Below are 20,893 nucleotides of genomic sequence, written 5' to 3'. Positions count from 1 at the left end.
TGCAATCTCTGTGATTTCATTTCTAAGCTGCCTGTACGGCAGTGAACATCAAAAGCCACCGAGCGTGCTATCGCGCTCCATTTCTAAGCTGCCTGTACGGCAGTGAACCTCCTTTCGTGCGTCGCCCAGGGTTTGCGGGATTTCTAAGCTGCCTGTACGGCAGTGAACTCGCTCTGTTCGTCCACCCACGCGAACACAATTTTCTAAGCTGCCTGTACGGCAGTGAACCCGCCAAAGCCGTCGAACTCGGTCTTCTTGAATTTCTAAGCTGCCTGTACGGCAGTGAACTGAAAGGAAACCACGCCATCTTATTGTTAGAAAAGAAAATAATCAACTTTCCCGCATAAAACCCTTTTTCTGGAACGTAAATTCGCATTATATAAATCAAAAGGTTACGTAATCATCAAAAAAAAGGTCAAGCCAGTGGTGTCAGTAGTCTTTCCCCGACACTACGAATTACATTCAGGAAATAATGTGAACTATCGTTTCTGCACGTTGAGGCGCAACGACATCCGCGGCCATTGAATGCGTAATGTCATGCAGCAACCCCGTCAGGTGCGGCAGCATATCGCGGTCAAACTGCGACACCATTAGTACATGGTTTAACGCCCGACAGTAGTCACACTTTGTTTTTGTATCTTCCAGCAGCCATTCCTTTTGTTGCGGTGGTTCCGATTCGTCCTCAAATTCCACTATCTGAAAATCACGCATGGATTCTGTGAGGCCGGATTTTACCTCTTCCAGATAAGCCCCGAGGCAACGACATACGGGCTGCGTTTGTGGGAGTGATTTGCAATCCAGCAGGATCTCGGTGAGCAGGTTGCAGCGCTCGGCCAGGGTGGGGAGATCGGGGTTGAGGAAGAGTTCGCTGTAAAGTTGGGCGAAATTATTAATATCAATCATATGTGATCCTTTATGCACGTAAGATTGTTTGTGCACACTTTCAGGACGCCAATCCCGGCACCTGATTTTGCAGGTGCGCCGCCATTTTATTACTGTGGATTTATCCAGCAACCAACGTCGTACGAAACTGGAAAGCGCCTCGCAAAATTCCTCTGCGGTCTGTTGCCCTCACCCCAACCCTCTCCCACAGGGAGAGGGAGAAAAGCAGGCATAAAAAAACCGGGCTATTGCCCGGTTTTTTAAGACCTACGTAAGAAATCAATGAGCCGCTTCCGGCTTGTGCTTCGCCGCACTCTGGAAATCGTACGTCAGTTCGTTCTTCGCCTGGTCCAGCGCCACGGTCACCTGGCCGCCGTCCACCAGCGAGCCAAACAGCAGCTCGTTCGCCAGCGGTTTCTTCAGGTTGTCCTGAATCACACGCGCCATCGGACGGGCGCCCATCGCACGGTCGTAGCCTTTCTCGGCCAGCCAGTTGCGGGCCTCCTGGCTCACTTCCAGCGACACGCCTTTCTGATCCAGCTGAACCTGCAGCTCGACGATGAACTTGTCTACGACCTGGTGGATCACTTCGGTAGACAGGTGATCGAACCAGATAATGTTGTCCAGACGGTTACGGAACTCCGGCGTGAAGATCTTCTTGATCTCCTCCATCGCATCGGTGCTGTTATCCTGGTGGATCAGGCCGATAGATTTACGCTCGGTTTCACGTACCCCGGCGTTGGTGGTCATCACCAGCACCACGTTACGGAAGTCCGCTTTGCGCCCGTTGTTGTCGGTCAGCGTCCCGTTGTCCATCACCTGCAGCAGGATATTGAACACGTCCGGGTGCGCTTTCTCGATTTCATCGAGCAGCAGTACCGCGTGCGGATGCTTGATCACCGCGTCGGTGAGCAGGCCGCCCTGGTCAAAGCCCACGTAGCCCGGAGGCGCACCGATCAAACGGCTGACGGTGTGACGCTCCATATACTCGGACATATCAAAGCGCAGCAGCTCAATGCCCAGCGCTTTGGAGAGCTGAACCGTTACCTCGGTTTTCCCCACGCCGGTCGGGCCGGCAAACAGGAAGGAACCGACAGGCTTGTGCTCATGCCCCAGCCCGGCACGGGCCATCTTGATCGCTTCGGTTAAGGCCTCAATGGCTTTATCCTGACCAAAGACCAGCATTTTCAGGCGATTGCCGAGGGTGCGCAGCGTGTCGCGGTCGCTCTGAGAGACGCTTTTCTCAGGGATACGCGCGATGCGGGCTACCACGGACTCAATATCCGCCACGTTAACGGTTTTCTTACGCTTGCTGGCTGGCATCAGGCGCGCACGCGCCCCTGCCTCATCAATCACGTCAATCGCCTTATCCGGCAGATGACGGTCGTTGATGTATTTCACCGCCAGCTCCACCGCCGCACGTACCGCTTTCGCGGTGTAACGCACGTCGTGGTGCGCTTCGTACTTCGGCTTAAGGCCGTTGATGATCTGCACCGTTTCCTCGACGGACGGTTCGGTCACGTCGATTTTCTGGAAGCGGCGCGCCAGCGCACGGTCTTTCTCAAAGATGTTGCTGAACTCCTGGTAGGTGGTGGAGCCAATCACGCGGATCTTGCCGCTGGAGAGCAGCGGTTTGATCAGGTTAGCCGCATCCACCTGGCCGCCGGAGGCCGCACCCGCGCCGATGATGGTGTGGATCTCATCGATAAACAGGATGCTGTTGGTATCCTGCTCCAGCTGTTTTAACAGTGCCTTGAAGCGTTTTTCAAAATCACCGCGGTATTTCGTGCCCGCCAGCAGCGAGCCGATATCCAGCGAGTAGATGGTGCAGTCGGCAATCACTTCCGGCACGTCGCCCTGCACAATGCGCCAGGCAAGCCCTTCGGCAATTGCGGTTTTACCCACGCCAGATTCCCCCACCAGCAGCGGGTTGTTCTTGCGGCGACGGCACAGCACCTGGATCGCGCGCTCCAGCTCTTTATCGCGACCAATCAGCGGGTCGATACCGCCAACGCGAGCAAGCTGATTAAGGTTGGTGGTGAAGTTTTCCATACGATCCTCCCCGCCTGCTTGCTCTTCATTGTTATTGACCTGATTGCTGGAATCCGACGCCTGGTTAGGCTCGTCTTTGCGCGTTCCGTGAGAGATAAAGTTAACCACATCGAGGCGGCTGACTTCGTGTTTGCGCAGCAGATAGGCAGCCTGTGACTCCTGCTCGCTGAAGATGGCGACTAAGACGTTTGCGCCAGTCACTTCGCTACGTCCGGAAGACTGGACGTGGAATACCGCGCGCTGCAGCACACGCTGGAAGCTGAGCGTCGGCTGCGTGTCGCGCTCCTCTTCACTGGCTGGCAGCACCGGTGTGGTTTGTTCGATGAAGGCTTCGAGTTCCTGACGTAGCGCCACCAGATCCACGGAGCAGGCTTCCAGCGCTTCGCGGGCAGATGGGTTGCTAAGCAGTGCGAGCAGTAAATGCTCGACGGTCATAAACTCATGTCGGTGCTCACGCGCTCTGGCGAAAGCCATGTTTAAACTGAGTTCCAGTTCTTGATTGAGCATAGGCACCTCCCCCAATTTTATGCCTTATCAGGCCTTTTCCAGCGTACACAGCAACGGATGCTCGTTCTCCCTCGCATAGTCGTTCACCATCGCCACTTTGGTTTCCGCCACTTCGGCAGTGAAGATGCCGCAGATAGCTTTGCCACGATAATGAACGGTAAGCATCAGTTGCGTTGCACGTTCTACATCATAAGAAAAGAACTTTTGTAGCACGTCAATAACAAATTCCATCGGCGTGTAATCATCGTTCATTAACATAACTTTATACATAGATGGCGGTTTTAGCGCGTCACGCACTTTGTCTTCCGCCAGCTGGTCAAAATCCAGCCAGTCGTTGGTCTTACCCATTTTGCATAACCACTTTGAATCTACCTCAGATGTTAGATAACAATCATCTATTACTGTCATCCGCGATGTCTGTCACAAACTGTTGCAATAGCGTTAACTGCTTCAAACTTTGGTTGATTATTGTCCCATCTCCAGCGCCAAACGCTTGACGACTTCTTTCGTTTCTCTAAATTGTACAAGCGTGAGATGGCGAGGTTTTGAACAGCCCCCACTCCACCACCGGTTCATTCCATCTTAACTTATAAGATTTACGAAGGATGTCGAAGCATGGAAATGGGTACTGTTAAGTGGTTCAACAACGCCAAAGGGTTTGGCTTCATCTGCCCCGAAGGCGGCGGCGAGGATATCTTCGCTCACTATTCCACCATTCAGATGGATGGTTACAGAACGCTCAAAGCCGGGCAGTCCGTCCGGTTCGATGTCCACCAGGGACCAAAAGGCAATCATGCAAGCCTTATCGTCCCCATTGAAGCAGAGACGGTTGCATAGCTCTCTGTTTTATTGTGTACATCCCGCAGTCAAAATGCCAGCCCGATCGGCTGGCATTTTTATTTTCGGGTTATTCCCGAGCCAGCGCATCCACCGGATCCAGCCGCGCCGCGTTGCGGGCGGGCAACCAGCCAAACAAAATGCCGGTAAAGGTCGAACACAAGAATGCGGTAATAATGGCCACCGGCGAGAAGCCAATCTCCCAGCCGGGTAAAAAGAGCTGGAGCGCGAAGGCGATCATCATCGAGAGCGCAATCCCCATCGCACCGCCGACCAGACACACCAGCACGGCTTCAATCAAAAACTGCTGCAGCACGTCGCTGGCTCTGGCCCCGACCGCCATGCGGATGCCAATCTCCCGGGTTCGCTCGGTTACCGACACCAGCATGATGTTCATCACCCCGATGCCGCCGACGACCAGCGAAATCACCGCCACCAGCGTGAGGAACAGCTGAAGAGTACGTGTGGTCTTTTCCGCCGTTTTCAAGAGGCCGTCCATATTCCAGGTGAAGAAATCCTTCTTCCCGTGGCGCAGGGTTAACAGCCGCTCCAGCTGCTGCTCGGCCAGCGCGCTGTCGTAGCCCTCCTTCACGCGCACGGTGATGGAGTTGAGCCAGGACTGCCCCATAATCCGCCCGGAGATGGTGGTATAGGGCAGCCAGACGCGCAGGATCTTGCTGCTGCCAAACATCGACTGTTTCTCTTCCGCCACACCGATGACCGTGGCAGGCATGTTGCCGACCAGGATCACTTCGCCCACCACGTTGGCTTTATTGGGGAAGAGCTGTCTGCGCGAATTCGCGTCCAGCACCACCACCTGCGCCCTGCCCGCCAGTTGCTCGGCGTTGAAGGTGGCACCTTCGCTGAAGGTCATGCCGTAGACGTTGAAATAATCCCCGCTGACGCCGTTCGCGCTGGCAGCCACGTCAACATTGCCCACCCGCAGGCGCAGATTCTGCGACACCGCAGGCGTGGCGGAGTTGACCCACGGCTGCTTCTGAATGGCCGCCAGATCGTCGTATTTCAGCGCCTGCTGATACTGCGGCTCGTCGTCCCCGAAGTCTTTGCCGGGATAGACGTCAATGGTATTGGTGCCGATTGCGCGGATATCGGCCAGCACCAGCTGCTTGGCCGCATCGCCCACCACCACAATCGACACCACCGAGGCAATACCGATGATGATGCCGAGCATGGTCAGCAGGGTACGCATTTTATTGGCCGCCATTGCCAGCCAGGCCATGGTCAGTGCTTCACGAAAGCCGCTGGAAAACTGTCCCCAGCCGGTTGATGCCGGAAGCACTTCTTTCGGCGCCGCAGCCCTGGACTCACGCGGCGGCGGGTTGCTGACCAGCTCGCCGTCATGGATCTCAATGATTCGCTCCGCCTGCGCCGCCACCTGCGGATCGTGGGTCACGATAATGACCGTATGCCCCTGATCGCGTAGCTGGTGCAGGATCGCCATCACCTCTTCGCCGGAATGGCTGTCGAGTGCGCCGGTTGGCTCATCCGCGAGGATCACCTGCCCGCCGTTCATCAGGGCGCGGGCAATACTCACGCGCTGCTGCTGGCCGCCGGACAGCTGCGAGGGCTGGTACTCCACCCGCTCCGCCAGCCCCAGACGCGTCAGCAGCATCTGCGCGCGTTCGAGCCGTTTTTTCCGCTCGACGCCCGCATAGACCGCCGGAACTTCCACGTTCTGCGCGGCATTGAGGTGAGAAAGCAGATGGTAACGCTGGAAGATAAAACCGAAGTGCTCCCGGCGCAGCTTCGCCAGCGCGTCGCCATCCAGCGTGGAGATATCCGTTCCGGCCACGCGATAGGTCCCGCTGGTCGGCTTATCCAGACAGCCGAGAATGTTCATCAGCGTCGATTTACCGGAACCCGATGCCCCGACAATCGCCACCATCTCGCCCGCTTCCACGCGCAGGGAGATGCCCTTCAGCACCTCCACCGGCCCATCGCCCGACGGATAGCTGCGGCGAATGTCCTTCAGCTCAAGCAATGCCGTCATTTCGCGGCTCCGGGCAGGCTTTCACTGACAACAACCTCCTCACCCTCTTCCAGCCCTTTCACCACCACCACGTCGGTGTCATTGCGCGCGCCAATCACCACTTCGCGCTCGCGCGTTTCGCCGTTGCGCAGCACTTTCACTTTATAGCGGCTTTCCCCGGCGGATTCACCCAGCGCAGAGAGCGGAATGGTCAGCACGTTCTTCAGACCAGTCAGCTGAATATGCACCTGCGCGGTCATGTCGAGACGCAGCACGCCCTTCGGGTTCGGCACTTCAAAACGGGCATAGTAGAAGATGGCATCGTTCACTTTTTCCGGCGTCGGCAGAATGTCCTTCAGCACGCCTTCGTAGCGCGTCTGCGGGTCGCCCAGCACCGTAAACCAGGCGTTCTGCCCCGGCTTCAGATGGATCACATCCGCCTCGGAGACCTGGGCTTTGACCAGCATGGTGCTCATGTCCGCCAACGTCAGAATGTTTGGCGCCTGCTGCGCGGCAATCACCGTCTGCCCCTGCAGCGTGGTGATCTGAGTGACCTCACCGGCCATCGGCGCCACGATCTGGGTGTAGTCGAGGTTGGTTTTTGCCGTATCCAGCGAGGCCTGGTTACGTTTGATTTGCGCGTCAATCGTGCCAATCTGCGCCTGCTTCACCGCCAGTTCCGTGGTGGCCGTGTCTAAATCCTGCTTCGAGATCGCCTGGGTTTTGGCCAGCGCCTGCTGACGGGTCAGCGTCACCTGGGCCAGGTTACGCTCTGCCTGCGCCTGCGCACGCTGCGCGCGCAGCTCCATCAGCGTGGCTTCCACCTCGCGGATCTGGTTCTCAGCCTGTTCAGGATCGATCACGCCGAGCAGCTGGCCTTTTTTCACCTTATCGCCAATCTCAACCGACAGCGTTTTCAGCTGACCGCTGACCTGCGCGCCGACGTCAACCTTGCGCAGGGCATCAAGCTTGCCCGTCGCGAGGACGTTTTGCTGCAGTTCGCCCGGGCGAACAATCAGCGTCTGATACTGCGGCACTGGCGCATTCAGCACCTGCCATAGCCAGTATCCACCGGCTAACACCACGACCGCCAGCAGCAGAAACAGCGTTCTGCGTTTTCCCTTGAGGTTCATAAATATTCCAAATAAATGTTCTGGCAATGATAAATGCTGATTCTATCTAAACGACTCCTCAACGAAACCCCTGTTCTCCGAAATCGTCACAATTTGTTTACGAGACGTTGAACGTTCGCCTGCTGAAATGGAAATCTTCATCAAGAAGCAGGATCTAACATGTCTTCCATCGTCGATACACCTTTTTCAAACCTGCCACAGCCTGCATCGGGTTGGCAGCTCTTCAGTCATCTGGCTTCCGGTAAGCTCACGCCAGGGCTGGCGTGGCAAAACCCCGCCTATCGACGTAAATTCATGCTACGTTCGCTGGCGACGCCTGTAAGTACCGCTCGCCTGTTGACGAGCCTTGCAAAACAGCCGAGCCTGATGCAAATGCTGCAGGTACAGCCAGGACTGCCGTGCCGTCTGCATCGCCCCTGGCTGACGGTGAATATGAATCGCCAGCAGGTCCTTGAGTCCCTTAACTGGCACTATCAAACGATGAGCCGCCATATGCCGGCATCGCTGCTCTCGGGCTATCTGTCGAAAAAGGGCTTCACGCTGCTCACCTTAACCGGTAAAGATGAAGAGCAATTTACCGTCCGCCTGTGCGCCGATGCGTTTCTGGATAAAGAAGGGGAAGCCACCCTCGCCTTCTGCGACCATCAGAATACGGTGCTGGCCGAGATGACCTTCACCCTGTGCCAGTTTGAGGGAAAATCGACGCTGTTTATCGGCGGCCTGCAGGGCGCAAAAGCCCACGTTCCCCATGAGCTGATCCAGGGCGCGACGAAGGCCTGCCATGGTCTGTTCCCGAAACGTCTGCTGGTCGAAGCCGCCATGACGCTCGGCACCGCCTTCCCGGTAGAACAGATTGTCGCCGTCAGTAACGACACCCATATTTATCGCAGCTGGCGCTACCGCAAGAAAAAAGAGGGGAAACTGTTGGCCGATTACGACAGTTTCTGGATCTCCATCGGCGGTGAAAAGCAGGATAGCGGCAACTTTATGCTGCCCCTCGTCATGCCGCGCAAACCGATGGAAGAGATCGCGAGCAAAAAGCGTTCCGAATATCGCCGCCGCTACGCGCTGCTGGATAGCCTGATTCAGCAGGTGAACCAGGCGACTCAACGTTAATCCGCTCTCCCGCGTGCCAGCCATAGCACGCGGGAGAACATCTTCCGCAGCAGGGTCGGCACCGCCTCCACGCCCCGTCTCCCCGCTTCCGTCGCCACTTCAATGGCTAAATCCGGTTTTGAAGAACGATGAATAGCTTTGGCGATCACGCGCCGCATGTTCATCGGGACATCGACCGGCACCATGGCAATTCGGTGGAATACGTCGTCGAACCCCTGACGATACATAAAGTGCTCCATGTCCATGGCGGGCAGCATGGTTAAATGGTCGCGCTCTTCTTCTCGCTCGTTATTCAGCAGGCTGCGTACGGTGGAGGCATATTTTTTGCCCGCCTCATCACCGTCGACCAGAACGTGCCACTCGATCCCCATCCGGCGGGCAAATTTTATCAGCGGCTTTAATCCCGACTGGGCAAATTCAATCACCTTAATGCCTTCCGCATCAAAATGGTGGCCGCACTGGCGCGCCAGTTCGTTGATGACCCAGGTTTCCGTCTCTCCTTCCACCAGCAGCCAGCAGCGGGCAAAGAGCGACGACGCGCGGTTAAAGCGAATATGAAACGCGATGCGCCGCCCGTCTTCCGCGTTCAATCCCCCCGGACCTAAGCGGAAGGCGGAGACGCGGGAAGATTCACGCACCAGACGACAGACGTGCTCTACCGGCGTTAGCGATAATAACTCACCGGAATTGGTGGTCGTAATGCGCTGGAGCGGCAGCAGGTTCAGCAGATGCCATGCCACGGAGAGCATGATGGGATGCAGGCGCGTTTCCGGGTCTTCCACCAGCAGCAGCGGCCGGGCGTCCCGGTCAAGACGAACAGTGCCTTTGGCCTGCAGTAGCGTTGAAAACAGCCCCAGCAAAATCACACGATGGGTACGACCGCCGGGCCGGTCAATCATCCGGTTAATGATATCGAGGTAGCGCCAGCTGCGCTGCTCGTCATGAGAGCGGCGGCGCATCAGGCGATGGCGCGACTCCGACGTCCCCTGCTCGGAAAAATAGTGCTCCAGAAGCTGTACCATCGCGGACAGCCCCTGACGAATTTGACCATCGGTCAGATTTTGCGGACGCGACACCAGCTCTCTTGCCAGAAAATCCAGCTCGCGGGCGGTGACTTCCACTTCCGGCATATTCGGGACGGTACCGTTACGTATACGCCGCATAAAACGCGCGTCGCGCAGGCGCAACACCGGCGTCAGGCGGATCAGGTGGCGGGCCAGATCGTCGATATTGTCCAGCGGGATCGGACTGGCTTTCTCATCAAGAAAATCACGCAGGGTCAACACGCCCTCGTTTTCCGCCATTTCACCCTCCAGCCGATAGAAAATCCGGTGGAAGCCGTCATCGCACGGCACCCAGCAGGGTGACAGCGGGCGGAAGCGACGCACCCGATGCCGTCCGGGCTCGGATTCGCGGAACGTCAGGATGATATGCAGGTGCTTCTCGCGCCCCGTCACGTCGCCGGGCGGGAACCAGAAATCATCGCGAACGAAGTGATACAGATCGTCTTCGGGCGAAAGCAGTAACGTCAGCGCATCCAGCAGGCTGGACTTACCCCACGCGTTCTCGCCGATCAGGACGTTGTTCTGTTCCAGCTGCAGCGACAGGCGGTTAATACCGCGAAACCCGACAATTTCCACACGTTCGAGAAGCATAAATCCCCCGCGCAATGAACACTTTTTCCTTTAAGTTATCAGCAGTATAGCGGGAGGCGCCCTGTCACGACAGCACAACATTCACCGTGGCGAGAATTGGTCTATGCTCTATTTACCGCTGATTTGAACAAGGATTGACATCACATTGCCTTAAATCAAATTAATCGAATTTATTTAAGTGGCGAAGGGGTGTTGTTGGTTTTTAAAATACGGACTCTTTGAGTCGTCATCCCTTTATGGCGATATATCCCGCGCGCGGGAAAGCGTGCGGAAAATTATTTGAGGTGGTTATGTTTAGAAAATTGGCTGCAGAATGCTTTGGTACATTCTGGCTGGTATTTGGTGGCTGCGGTAGCGCCGTTCTGGCAGCAGCATTCCCGGAATTAGGTATCGGTTTTGTCGGCGTCGCGCTGGCATTTGGTTTAACCGTATTAACCATGGCCTTTGCCGTGGGGCATATTTCCGGCGGTCATTTTAACCCGGCAGTAACGTTAGGTTTATGGGCCGGCGGTCGTTTTCCGGCGAAAGAGGTGATTGGTTATATTGTCGCCCAGGTGGTTGGCGGTATTATCGCAGCGGGCGTTCTGTACGTGATTGCCAGCGGTAAAGCCGGGTTCGACGCGGCGGCCAGCGGCTTCGCCTCTAACGGCTTCGGCGAGCATTCTCCGGGCGGTTATTCCATGCTGTCAGCCATCGTGATTGAAATTGTGCTGACCGCAGGCTTCCTGCTGGTGATCCACGGCGCAACCGATAAACACGCGCCAGCAGGCTTTGCCCCTATTGCGATTGGTCTGGCGCTGACCCTTATTCACCTGATTTCGATTCCGGTCACCAACACCTCCGTTAACCCGGCGCGCAGTACCGCCGTCGCCATCTTCCAGGGGGGCTGGGCGCTTGAGCAGCTGTGGCTGTTCTGGGTCATGCCGATTATCGGCGGTATCCTGGGTGGCGTGCTGTACCGCACCCTGCTGGAAAAACGCGATTAATTGCGCGCGGTGTCGGGCGGCGCTAACGCTTACCCGACCTACGTGAAAGTGCACTTGTAGGCCGGGTAAGGCGCAGCCGCCACCCGGCTTTTTTATTGCTCCTTTACCTGACAGCCTTTATTGGGTAGTGTCTCTGGCGCTCAACAGATACTCAAAAGGACCGGCTGTTCATGTTTTCAGGACTCCTCATTATTCTGCTGCCCCTGATTGTGGGCTACCTTATTCCGCTGCACAGAGAATCCGCATTACGGCTCATCAACCGTTTTCTCAGCTGGATTGTTTACGTCATTCTTTTCTTTATGGGGATAAGCCTGGCCTTCCTGGATAATCTGGCGACGAATTTGCTTTCCATCCTGCATTATTCGGTGGTCACCGTGGTGGTTATTTTGCTGTGTAATATCGCCGCATTATTCTGGCTTGAGCGCACCGTTCCGTGGAAAAACCATCATCATCAGGAAAAGCTGCCTTCCCGAATTGCGATGGCGCTGGAATCATTAAAACTGTGCGGCGTCGTGGTGCTCGGTTTTCTGCTTGGGCTGACCGGCTGGGCGTTTTTACAGCACGCAACAGAGGCCAGTGAATATACGCTGATCTTCCTGCTGTTCCTGATCGGTATCCAGCTGCGAAATAATGGCATGACGCTGAAGCAAATTGTTCTGAACCGTCGGGGAATGATGGTCGCGGTCATTGTTATCGCCAGTTCCATGGTGGCGGGCGTGATTAACGCTTTTATTCTCGACCTGCCGCTGAAAACCGGCCTCGCGATGGCGTCAGGTTTTGGCTGGTATTCCCTCTCCGGTATTTTGCTGACCGAATCATTCGGTCCGGTGATTGGCAGCGCCGCCTTCTTTAACGATCTGGCGCGTGAACTGCTCGCCATTATGCTGATCCCAGGACTGGTTCGCCGCAGCCGCTCTACCGCGCTGGGCCTGTGCGGCGCGACGTCGATGGACTTTACCCTGCCAGTGTTACAACGCTCTGGCGGGCTGGAGATGGTGCCCGCCGCCATCGTTCACGGCTTTATTTTAAGCCTGCTGGTTCCGGTTCTGATGGCCGTCTTCTCGGCCTGATACTTCTTTGGCGGTAGGGTTCCTGCCGCCAAAATTGCGCTAAATCAATCTCCCTCTATTTTGTAGTAAAAAGCCCTTTTCACCGTTCTGGCACAGGCATAACCTTAAACATGTATATTAAATATAACTTTAACAGGTGTGATTATGTTTTGTGTGCAATGTGAACAAACCATCCGTACCCCGGCAGGCAATGGCTGCTCTTATGCACAGGGTATGTGCGGCAAAACCGCAGAAACATCTGACCTTCAGGACCTGCTGATTGCGGCCCTGCAAGGCCTTTCCGCATGGGCGTTTAAAGCCCGCGAATATGGCATCATCGACCACTACGTCGACAGCTTCGCCCCGCGCGCCTTCTTCTCCACGCTAACCAACGTTAACTTCGACTCTCCGCGCATTGTTGGCTATGCCCGCGAAGCCATTGCCCTGCGTGAAGCGCTGAAAGCGCAGTGTCTGAAGGCGGATGCCTGCGCCCGCGTGGAAAACCCGATGTCAGACCTTCAGCTGGTGAGTGACGATCTGGGCGAGCTGCAGCGTCAGGCGGCAGAATTCACGCCGAATAAAGACAAAGCGGCGATTGGCGAGAACATTCTCGGCCTTCGCCTGCTGTGCCTGTACGGCCTGAAAGGCGCGGCAGCCTATATGGAGCACGCGCATGTGCTCGGTCAATACGACAACGACATTTACGCGCAATACCATAAAATCATGGCGTGGCTGGGCACCTGGCCTGCCGATATGAACGCGCTGCTGGCATGCTCGATGGAAATCGGGCAGATGAACTTCAGGGTGATGAGCATTCTGGACGCCGGTGAAACCAGCACCTACGGCCATCCGACCCCAACGCAGGTCAACGTCAAAGCGACCGAGGGTAAATGTATCCTGATCTCCGGTCATGACCTGAAAGATCTCTACAACCTGCTGAAGCAGACCGAAGGCACCGGCGTTAACGTCTATACCCACGGTGAAATGCTGCCGGCGCACGGCTATCCGGAGCTGCGTAAGTTTAAGCACCTGATCGGTAACTACGGCAGCGGCTGGCAGAACCAGCAGGTGGAATTTGCCCGCTTCCCTGGCCCTATCGTGATGACCTCTAACTGCATCATCGACCCGACCGTGGGCGCGTATGACGACCGCATCTGGACCCGCAGCATCGTCGGCTGGCCGGGCGTGAGTCATCTTGAAGGTGACGATTTCGGTCCGGTTATCGCCCAGGCGCAGCAGATGGCAGGCTTCCCGTACAGCGAGATCCCGCACCTGATCACCGTCGGCTTCGGTCGTGAAACCCTGCTCGGTGCCGCCGATTCGCTGATCGATCTCGTCAGCCGTGAAAAGCTGCGCCACATCTTCCTCGTCGGCGGCTGCGACGGCGCGCGCGGCGAGCGTAACTACTTTACCGATTTCGCCACCCGCGTGCCGGAAGACTGCCTGATCCTGACCCTGGCGTGTGGCAAATACCGTTTCAACAAGCTGGACTTCGGCGACATCGAAGGCCTGCCGCGCCTGATCGATGCGGGCCAGTGCAACGATGCTTATTCGGCCATCATTCTGGCCGTTACCCTGGCGGAGAAACTGGGCTGCGGCGTGAACGACCTGCCGCTGTCACTGGTGCTCTCGTGGTTTGAGCAGAAAGCGATTGTCATCCTGCTGACCCTGCTCTCTCTGGGCGTGACTAACATCGTGACTGGCCCGACCGCGCCAGGCTTCCTGACGCCGGACCTGCTGGCGGTGCTCAATGAAAAATTCGGTCTGCGCTCCGTGACCAACGTTGAAGACGATATGAAGCAGCTGCTGAGCGCGTAAGGAGTAACTCATGACCATGCCAACCTCACACTGCCCGTGGCGCATGCAGGTTCATCACATCCATCAGGAGACGCCGGATGTGTGGACGCTGTCGCTGCTGTGCCACGACTACTATCCGTACCGTGCGGGTCAGTATGCGCTGGTTAGCGTTCGCCATTCGGCAGACACCCTGCGCGCCTACACCCTTTCTTCCACGCCGGGCGTGAGCGAGTACATCACGCTTACCGTCCGTCGCATTGAAGGCGGAGCCGGTTCAGAATGGCTGACCCGGGACGTGAAGCGCGGGGATTATATCTGGCTGTCCGATGCGCAGGGTGAATTCACCTGTGACGACAAAGCGGAAGAGAAATTCCTGCTGCTGGCGGCAGGCTGTGGCGTGACGCCGATTATGTCAATGCGCCGCTGGCTGGCAAAAAACCGCCCGCAGGCCGACGTGCAGGTGATCTTCAGCGTGCGCTCTCCGGACGATGTCATTTTTGCCGAGGAGTGGCACAACTACCCGGTGACGCTGGTAGCGGAACATCACGCGACGCACGGTTTTATTCCCGGTCGCCTGAGCCGCGAGCTGCTGCAAAGCGTGCCGGATATCGCGAACCGCACCGTGATGACCTGCGGCCCGGCGCCGTACATGGCTATCGTGGAAGAAGACGTGAAAGCGCTCGGCGTGACCCGTTTCTTCAAAGAGCAGTTCTTCACGCCGGTGGCGGAAGCAGCAACCAGCGGGATTACGTTTACCAAACTGCAGCCTGCGCAGACCTTCTTTGGCCGCGTGGGGACCACGCTGCTGGAGGCGCTGGAAAGCAACCACGTGCCGGTGGCGGCGGCCTGCCGTGCCGGGGTGTGCGGCTGCTGTAAAACGAAGGTGGTTTCCGGGGAGTACACCGTCAACAGCACCATGACGTTGTCCGACGCGGAAATTGCCGAGGGTTACGTGCTGGCATGCTCGTGCCATCCGCAGGGGGATTTGGTTCTCGCATAAACGATAAACGTTCGTTCGTAGGCCCGGTAAGCGTCAGCGCCACCGGGCTTTTTTGCCGGGTGGCACTACGTTTACCCGGCCTACGTTGTGCCTACTGCCTGTTCGGCATTCGACCCTAACCACCGACGCTTACCCGGCTGAAGTGCTTTCTACGCTGCCTGTACGGCAGTGAACAAATCCTCTTGGCCTTATCGCGACGAACGGAACTTTCCAAGCAGCCTGAACGGCAGTGAACGTCAGAACGATGGCCGGGAGACCGAACCGTCATTTCTAAGCTGCCTGTACGGCAGTGAACAGCGATGCGCCGGTTATAGACTTTCGTTTCGTTTTCTAAGCTGCCTGTACGGCAGTGAACTATGGCGATGTTAATTTTGCGAATGACCATCCTTTCTAAGCTGCCTGCACGGCAGTGAACACTCAGATTACGCAGGTAACGCGCTCATCTTCTTTCTAAGCTGCCTGCACGGCAGTGAACCGGACGAAAAAAAACCCCGGCCGCCACAGCTATTTCTAAGCTGCCTGCACGGCAGTGAACAACCGGCGCGAACACCGTGAGGTCTCCTGTGCTTTCTAAGCTGCCTGTACGGCAGTGAACATTAAGCTCACGCTCTAAAGATGGGTTGGACTTTTCTAAGCTGCCTGTACGGCAGTGAACATTCAATCGCAAAAGCTACCGTTGCCCGCGTTTTTCTAAGCTGCCTGTACGGCAGTGAACTGATATCCAATTCCTGGCTTAAGTGACTGGCATTTCTAAGCTGCCTGTACGGCAGTGAACTTCCAGCTTTTCCGGGCTCTTGATTACTTCCTTTTCTAAGCTGCCTGTACGGCAGTGAACTTGCCGGAACATTAGGGAGCGACATCACCACATTTCTAAGCTGCCTGTACGGCAGTGAACTGGAACAATCTACACCTATCTTCTTGTGATATAAAGAAATCCCCCTAAAATTCTCCGTAACTCCTTTTTCACCACCTACAATTCACCGTTGTGAAATCAACAAGTTAAAACTCACCAATAAAAAGGGTCCGTAGACCCCTTCCCTCGGAACAGATTCCAACCCCTACCGCCACGCAGGCGCTTTTCCCAGCGCAAACCGCCCTGCGCCTAAAAACGCCACCGCCAGCGAGCCGATAAAGAAGTACACCAGGCTTTCAATCGCCCATGCCCCAACCTTATCAAGGGCGAGCGTTTCCCCCATTCCCACCATCAGCCATGCCACGATCATCGTAAACGCCAACACCAGCGCGGCCGGGCGCGTAAAGAGCCCGACAATAATCAGGATCGGCGCCACCACTTCGCCAATCAACACGCCGTAGGCAATAAACCCCGGCAGCCCTTTCTCCACCAGCATGCCGCTGATAAAGCCCACCCCACCAAACAGCTTATGCAAACCGTGAAAGAGCATCAGCCCGCCGACGGCAAGTCGTAACAAGAGTTTGCCAAGATCGTCGCACGATAGCTTTTCATTAACAGCAATTAACAATGATTTAACCATTTGAAATGATTCCTGTTTTCACTGAGGTATCACCAGATTATGCCGAATAATTGCGCGTGAAAAGCGCCTTTTAATTGGGGGGATTTGACGGGCAATACGGAGACTTTCTTCTAAGCTTGTAAGCGTTATCACAAAAAGGAGACGGACAACCATGAAACAAACCGTGGCTGCATATATAGCGAAAACGCTCGAACAGGCTGGCGTAAAACGTATCTGGGGCGTCACCGGCGATTCCCTGAACGGACTCAGCGACAGCCTTAACAAGATGAAGACCATCGAATGGATGCCGACCCGCCATGAAGAGGTTGCCGCGTTCGCCGCAGGTGCTGAAGCGCAGCTTACCGGTGAACTGGCCGTCTGCGCCGGATCCTGCGGGCCAGGTAACCTGCACCTGATCAACGGTCTCTTCGACTGCCACCGCAATCACGTGCCGGTGCTGGCGATTGCCGCCCACATCCCCTCGTCCGAAATCGGCAGCGGCTATTTTCAGGAGACGCATCCGCAGGAGCTGTTCCGTGAATGCAGCCACTATTGCGAACTGGTTTCATCCCCGGAGCAGATCCCGCAGGTTCTGGCGATCGCCATGCGCAAGGCCGTGCTAAATCGCGGCGTTTCGGTGGTCGTTATTCCGGGCGACGTGGCCCTCAAGGCTGCGCCAGAAGGGGCCAGCACCCACTGGTATCACGCGCCGCAGCCGGTGGTGACGCCAGCCGAGGAGGAGCTGAAAAAGCTGGCGCAACTGCTGCGTTACGCCAGCAATATCGCCCTGATGTGCGGCAGCGGCTGCGCGGGCGCGCACAAGGAGCTGCTGGAATTTGCCGGTAAGCTGAAAGCGCCGATCGTCCACGCCCTGCGCGGCAAAGAGCACGTCGAATACGATAACCCGTACGACGTGGGCATGACCGGACTGATCGGTTTTTCTTCCGGCTTCCACACCATGATGAACGCCGACACGCTGATCCTGCTCGGCACCCAGTTCCCGTATCGCGCGTTCTACCCGACGGATGCCAAAATCATTCAGATTGATATCAACCCGGCCAGCATCGGCGCGCACAGCAAGGTCGATATGGCGCTGGTGGGCGACATCAAATCCACCCTTGCCGCCCTGCTGCCGCTGCTGGAAGAGAAAACCGATCGCAAGTTCCTCGATAAAGCGCTAAGCGACTATCGCGATGCCCGCAAGGGTCTGGACGATCTCGCCAAACCGAGCGACAAAGCCATTCACCCGCAGTATCTGGCGCAGCAGATCAGCCATTTCGCGGACGACGATGCCATTTTCACCTGCGACGTAGGCACGCCAACCGTCTGGGCGGCACGCTACCTGAAAATGAACGGCAAGCGCCGTCTGCTCGGCTCGTTCAACCACGGCTCGATGGCCAACGCCATGCCGCAGGCACTGGGCGCAAAAGCGACAGCGCCGGAGCGCCAGGTGGTGGCGATGTGCGGCGACGGCGGGTTCAGCATGCTGATGGGCGATTTCCTGTCGGTGGTGCAGATGAAGCTTCCGCTGAAAATCGTGGTCTTCAACAACAGCGTGCTGGGCTTCGTGGCGATGGAGATGAAGGCCGGCGGCTATCTGACGGACGGCACCGAGCTACACGACACCAACTTTGCCCGCATCGCCGAGGCCTGCGGCATCACCGGCATCCGCGTGGAGAAAGCCTCCGAGGTGGATGAAGCCCTGCAGCGCGCCTTCTCCATCGACGGCCCGGTACTGGTGGATGTGGTCGTCGCCAAAGAGGAGCTGGCGATCCCGCCGCAGATCAAGCTTGAGCAGGCCAAAGGCTTTAGCCTGTACATGCTGCGCGCCATCATCAGCGGTCGCGGTGACGAGGTGATCGAACTGGCAAAAACCAACTGGCTCAGGTAAAACATCTGGCATCGCCTTTTTAAATATAAGGACATGCCATGATTGATTTACGCAGTGATACTGTTACCCGCCCGAGTCGCGCCATGCTCGAAGAGATGATGGCCGCCCCGGTCGGGGACGACGTCTACGGCGACGACCCGACGGTCAACGAACTGCAGCGCTATGCCGCAGAGCTGAGCGGAAAAGAGGCCGCGCTGTTCCTGCCCACTGGCACGCAGGCCAACCTGGTGGCGCTGCTCAGCCACTGCGAGCGCGGTGAAGAGTACATTGTCGGCCAGGGCGCGCATAACTACCTTTACGAAGCCGGCGGTGCCGCGGTGCTCGGCAGCATTCAGCCGCAACCGATTGACGCCGCGCCGGACGGCACTCTGCCGCTCGACAAGGTCGCGGCGAAAATCAAAGCCGATGATATTCACTTCGCCCGCACCAGGCTGCTCAGCCTTGAAAACACCCACAACGGCAAAGTGCTGCCGCGCGAATACCTGAAAGCCGCATGGGAGTTTACCCGCGAACGCAGGCTGGGCCTGCACGTGGACGGCGCGCGCATCTTCAACGCCGTGGTGGCGTACGGCTGCGAACTGAAAGAGATTACGCAATACTGCGACTCATTCACCATCTGCCTCTCTAAAGGGCTAGGTACCCCAGTGGGTTCCCTGCTCGTCGGCAATGCGGACTACATCAAGCGTGCCAACCGCTGGCGCAAAATGACCGGCGGCGGCATGCGTCAGGCGGGTATTCTGGCAGCTGCGGGGCTGTATGCCCTGAAAAACAACGTGGCGCGTCTGAAGGACGATCACGACAACGCCGCGTGGATGGCGGCGCAGCTGCGTGAAATTGGCGCCGACGTGATGCGCCACGACACTAACATGCTGTTCGTTCGCGTGGGCGATGACCACGCCGCTGCGCTGGGTGAATTTATGAAAGCACGTGGCGTGCTGATCAACGCCTCGCCTGTCGTGCGTCTGGTCACGCATCTCGACGTCAGCCGCGAGCAGTTGGCCGACGTGGTGAAACACTGGCAGGCGTTTTTACAGCGATAAGGAGCAGCACGTGCCGCAACGCATTCTGGTGCTCGGCGCCAGCGGGTATATCGGTCAGCATCTCACCGCGGCGTTAAGCCAGCAGGGGCACCAGGTGCTGGCTGCGGCACGCAACACCGAACGCCTGCAAAAACTCAGTTTAGCGGGCGTTACCTGTCACAACGTTGACCTCAACTGGCCGAAGTCACTTCCCACGCTACTGGACGGGGTCGACACCCTTTACTACCTGGTGCACAGCATGGGCGAAGGCGGGGATTTTATCGCCCACGAGCGTCAGGTGGCGATGAATGTCCGCGATGCCCTGCTGCAAACCCCAGTGAAGCAGGTGATTTTTCTCAGTTCACTCCAGGCGCCTGAACACGAGCAGTCCGATCACCTGCGCGCCCGCCAGCTGACGGCGGACATCCTGCGGGGGGCAAATATCCCCGTCACCGAACTGCGCGCCGGGATCATCGTCGGCGCAGGCTCTGCCGCCTTCGAAGTGATGCGCGATATGGTCTACAACCTGCCGGTGCTCACGCCGCCGCGCTGGGTCCGTTCGCGCACCACGCCGATTGCGCTGGAGAACCTGCTGCATTATCTGGTGGCCCTGCTGGATCATCCGGCGGAGCAACACCGCGTGCTCGAGGCGGCAGGCCCGGACGTGCTGAGCTATCAGGAGCAGTTCGAACATTTCATGCGCGTCAGCGGACGCCGCCGCTGGCTGATCCCCATTCCCTTCCCGACCCGCTGGATTTCGGTGTGGTTTTTGAATGTCATCACCTCGGTGCCGCCGACGACCGCCAAAGCGCTTATTCAGGGGCTGAAGCATGATTTACTGGCCGACGATCGCGCGCTGCGCGCCTTAATTCCTCAGGACCTGATCCGCTTTGACGATGCCGTGCGCAACACGCTCAAGGAAGAAGAAAAGCTGGTGAACTCCAGCGACTGGGGTTACGACGCCCAGGCCTTTGCCCGCTGGCGGCCGGAGTATGGTTATTACCCGAAACAGGCGGGCTGTACGATGAAAACCGGCGCCAGCCTGGCCGCGCTGTGGGAGGTGGTGAACCAGATTGGCGGCAAAGAACGGTATTTCTTCGGTAATCTCCTCTGGCAAACGCGCGGGGCACTGGACCTGCTGGTGGGCCACCGGCTGGCAAAAGGCCGCCCGGCACGCCCGTATCTTGAGGTGGGTGACGCGGTTGACAGCTGGAAGGTGATTATTGTCGAGCCGGAAAAACAGCTGGCGCTGCTGTTCGGCATGAAAGCCCCGGGGCTGGGCCGACTCTGCTTTACCCTGAAAGACAAAGGCGATCATCGTGAACTGGACGTCCGCGCATGGTGGCATCCGCATGGAATGCCGGGTCTGTTCTACTGGCTGTTGATGATCCCTGCCCACCTGTTTATCTTCCGGGGCATGGCGAAACGCATTGCACAACGGGCAGAACAAAAGACGGAAAAGATCTAAATAAAACTCTCTTTCTTTCACCTTTCCCATTGCATAGCG

At 57.1% G+C, this 20,893-nt stretch carries 16 protein-coding genes and 2 CRISPR repeat arrays (1 of these 18 only partly in view); of the genes, 9 read left to right on the top strand and 7 right to left on the bottom strand.

Annotated features, from left to right (window positions below; all coding sequences use genetic code 11):
* Nucleotides 1-288: direct repeats of the CRISPR family, unit length 28 nt; unit sequence TTTCTAAGCTGCCTGTACGGCAGTGAAC; it reaches 821 nt to the left of the window's first position.
* A gap of 174 nt (nucleotides 289-462) precedes the next feature.
* From ACMGGU_RS05515 to clpS, 3 genes are all read right to left on the bottom strand, one after another.
* Nucleotides 463-903, bottom strand: coding sequence for a hypothetical protein (locus ACMGGU_RS05515; protein ID WP_343665699.1), 441 nt, complete (start codon nucleotides 901-903; stop codon nucleotides 463-465).
* 258 nt (nucleotides 904-1,161) lie between these two features.
* Nucleotides 1,162-3,441, bottom strand: a complete 2,280-nt coding sequence (gene clpA / locus ACMGGU_RS05510; RefSeq protein WP_014831269.1) for an ATP-dependent Clp protease ATP-binding subunit ClpA — start codon at nucleotides 3,439-3,441, stop codon at nucleotides 1,162-1,164.
* A 27-nt stretch (nucleotides 3,442-3,468) separates the two neighbouring features.
* Nucleotides 3,469-3,789, bottom strand: a complete 321-nt coding sequence (clpS, locus tag ACMGGU_RS05505) for an ATP-dependent Clp protease adapter ClpS (protein WP_006174393.1) — start codon at nucleotides 3,787-3,789, stop codon at nucleotides 3,469-3,471.
* Nucleotides 3,790-4,056: 267 nt separating this feature from the next.
* Here clpS and cspD point away from each other — a divergent pair, with 267 nt between their 5' ends.
* A complete protein-coding gene (gene cspD / locus ACMGGU_RS05500) occupies nucleotides 4,057-4,278 on the top strand; it encodes a cold shock-like protein CspD (RefSeq protein ID WP_008499993.1) in 222 nt (73 codons plus the stop codon).
* A gap of 70 nt (nucleotides 4,279-4,348) precedes the next feature.
* Here the strand turns inward: cspD and macB are convergent, their stop codons facing one another.
* Complete coding sequence (gene macB / locus ACMGGU_RS05495) at nucleotides 4,349-6,289, bottom strand: macrolide ABC transporter ATP-binding protein/permease MacB (protein ID WP_045908399.1); 1,941 nt, start codon at nucleotides 6,287-6,289, stop codon at nucleotides 4,349-4,351.
* Nucleotides 6,286-7,401 (bottom strand): macrolide transporter subunit MacA, encoded by a 1,116-nt coding sequence (gene macA, locus ACMGGU_RS05490; RefSeq protein WP_045908400.1) that lies wholly within the window; start codon nucleotides 7,399-7,401, stop codon nucleotides 6,286-6,288. Before macA ends, macB begins: the two co-directional genes overlap by 4 nt.
* A 159-nt stretch (nucleotides 7,402-7,560) precedes the next feature.
* Here macA and ACMGGU_RS05485 point away from each other — a divergent pair, with 159 nt between their 5' ends.
* Complete coding sequence (locus ACMGGU_RS05485) at nucleotides 7,561-8,517, top strand: VirK/YbjX family protein (RefSeq protein WP_395299928.1); 957 nt, start codon at nucleotides 7,561-7,563, stop codon at nucleotides 8,515-8,517.
* On the opposite strand, the gene ACMGGU_RS05480 is transcribed toward ACMGGU_RS05485, so the two are convergent.
* Nucleotides 8,514-10,172, bottom strand: a complete 1,659-nt coding sequence (locus tag ACMGGU_RS05480; RefSeq protein WP_048222285.1) for an ATP-dependent endonuclease — start codon at nucleotides 10,170-10,172, stop codon at nucleotides 8,514-8,516. The two genes, ACMGGU_RS05485 and ACMGGU_RS05480, sit on opposite strands and share 4 nt — an antisense overlap.
* Before the next feature lie 290 nt (nucleotides 10,173-10,462).
* On the opposite strand from ACMGGU_RS05480, the gene aqpZ reads away from it, so the two are divergent.
* From aqpZ to hcr, 4 genes are all read left to right on the top strand, one after another.
* On the top strand, nucleotides 10,463-11,158 hold the full coding sequence (gene aqpZ, locus ACMGGU_RS05475; protein ID WP_008499998.1) for an aquaporin Z: 696 nt from the start codon (nucleotides 10,463-10,465) through the stop codon (nucleotides 11,156-11,158).
* 170 nt (nucleotides 11,159-11,328) lie between these two features.
* Nucleotides 11,329-12,228, top strand: a complete 900-nt coding sequence (locus tag ACMGGU_RS05470) for a lysine exporter LysO family protein (RefSeq protein WP_045908403.1) — start codon at nucleotides 11,329-11,331, stop codon at nucleotides 12,226-12,228.
* Between the two features lie 144 nt (nucleotides 12,229-12,372).
* On the top strand, nucleotides 12,373-14,025 hold the full coding sequence (gene hcp, locus ACMGGU_RS05465; protein WP_395299926.1) for a hydroxylamine reductase: 1,653 nt from the start codon (nucleotides 12,373-12,375) through the stop codon (nucleotides 14,023-14,025).
* Nucleotides 14,026-14,035: 10 nt separating this feature from the next.
* Complete coding sequence (hcr, locus tag ACMGGU_RS05460) at nucleotides 14,036-15,004, top strand: NADH oxidoreductase (RefSeq protein ID WP_395299925.1); 969 nt, start codon at nucleotides 14,036-14,038, stop codon at nucleotides 15,002-15,004.
* A 146-nt stretch (nucleotides 15,005-15,150) separates the two neighbouring features.
* Nucleotides 15,151-15,899: a CRISPR direct-repeat array (repeat unit 28 nt; unit sequence TTTCTAAGCTGCCTGTACGGCAGTGAAC).
* Between the two features lie 163 nt (nucleotides 15,900-16,062).
* On the opposite strand, the gene ACMGGU_RS05455 is transcribed toward hcr, so the two are convergent.
* Nucleotides 16,063-16,497, bottom strand: coding sequence for a DoxX family protein (locus tag ACMGGU_RS05455; protein WP_045908406.1), 435 nt, complete (start codon nucleotides 16,495-16,497; stop codon nucleotides 16,063-16,065).
* Between the two features lie 151 nt (nucleotides 16,498-16,648).
* Here ACMGGU_RS05455 and poxB point away from each other — a divergent pair, with 151 nt between their 5' ends.
* Genes poxB through ACMGGU_RS05440 form a run of 3 tightly spaced genes read left to right on the top strand, consistent with a single transcriptional unit; the run spans nucleotide 16,649 to nucleotide 20,854 of the window.
* The gene (gene poxB, locus ACMGGU_RS05450) at nucleotides 16,649-18,367 is read left to right on the top strand and encodes a ubiquinone-dependent pyruvate dehydrogenase (RefSeq protein WP_023343670.1); all 1,719 of its coding nucleotides are present in this window, start codon (nucleotides 16,649-16,651) and stop codon (nucleotides 18,365-18,367) included.
* A gap of 38 nt (nucleotides 18,368-18,405) precedes the next feature.
* Nucleotides 18,406-19,407, top strand: coding sequence for a low-specificity L-threonine aldolase (gene ltaE / locus ACMGGU_RS05445; RefSeq protein WP_234081801.1), 1,002 nt, complete (start codon nucleotides 18,406-18,408; stop codon nucleotides 19,405-19,407).
* 10 nt (nucleotides 19,408-19,417) lie between these two features.
* A complete protein-coding gene (locus ACMGGU_RS05440) occupies nucleotides 19,418-20,854 on the top strand; it encodes an SDR family oxidoreductase (RefSeq protein WP_395299924.1) in 1,437 nt (478 codons plus the stop codon).
* The last annotated feature ends 39 nt before the right edge of the window (nucleotides 20,855-20,893 follow it).

This window comes from Enterobacter sp. BNK-8 (assembly GCF_048685095.1).
Taxonomy (GTDB): domain Bacteria; phylum Pseudomonadota; class Gammaproteobacteria; order Enterobacterales; family Enterobacteriaceae; genus Enterobacter; species Enterobacter quasiroggenkampii.
Note: the sequence above shows the minus strand (reverse complement) of the source record. Positions and strands in the feature narration are given on the sequence as shown.

Bases quoted from the DNA above. Each gene is read 5' to 3' on its own strand.
- ACMGGU_RS05515 (WP_343665699.1), bottom strand. From the start codon at position 903: ATGATTGATATTAATAATTTCGCCCAACTTTACAGCGAACTCTTCCTC.
- clpA (WP_014831269.1), bottom strand. From the start codon at position 3,441: ATGCTCAATCAAGAACTGGAACTCAGTTTAAACATGGCTTTCGCCAGA.
- clpS (WP_006174393.1), bottom strand. From the start codon at position 3,789: ATGGGTAAGACCAACGACTGGCTGGATTTTGACCAGCTGGCGGAAGAC.
- cspD (WP_008499993.1), top strand. From the start codon at position 4,057: ATGGAAATGGGTACTGTTAAGTGGTTCAACAACGCCAAAGGGTTTGGC.
- macB (WP_045908399.1), bottom strand. From the start codon at position 6,289: ATGACGGCATTGCTTGAGCTGAAGGACATTCGCCGCAGCTATCCGTCG.
- macA (WP_045908400.1), bottom strand. From the start codon at position 7,401: ATGAACCTCAAGGGAAAACGCAGAACGCTGTTTCTGCTGCTGGCGGTC.
- ACMGGU_RS05485 (WP_395299928.1), top strand. From the start codon at position 7,561: ATGTCTTCCATCGTCGATACACCTTTTTCAAACCTGCCACAGCCTGCA.
- ACMGGU_RS05480 (WP_048222285.1), bottom strand. From the start codon at position 10,172: ATGCTTCTCGAACGTGTGGAAATTGTCGGGTTTCGCGGTATTAACCGC.
- aqpZ (WP_008499998.1), top strand. From the start codon at position 10,463: ATGTTTAGAAAATTGGCTGCAGAATGCTTTGGTACATTCTGGCTGGTA.
- ACMGGU_RS05470 (WP_045908403.1), top strand. From the start codon at position 11,329: ATGTTTTCAGGACTCCTCATTATTCTGCTGCCCCTGATTGTGGGCTAC.
- hcp (WP_395299926.1), top strand. From the start codon at position 12,373: ATGTTTTGTGTGCAATGTGAACAAACCATCCGTACCCCGGCAGGCAAT.
- hcr (WP_395299925.1), top strand. From the start codon at position 14,036: ATGACCATGCCAACCTCACACTGCCCGTGGCGCATGCAGGTTCATCAC.
- ACMGGU_RS05455 (WP_045908406.1), bottom strand. From the start codon at position 16,497: ATGGTTAAATCATTGTTAATTGCTGTTAATGAAAAGCTATCGTGCGAC.
- poxB (WP_023343670.1), top strand. From the start codon at position 16,649: ATGAAACAAACCGTGGCTGCATATATAGCGAAAACGCTCGAACAGGCT.
- ltaE (WP_234081801.1), top strand. From the start codon at position 18,406: ATGATTGATTTACGCAGTGATACTGTTACCCGCCCGAGTCGCGCCATG.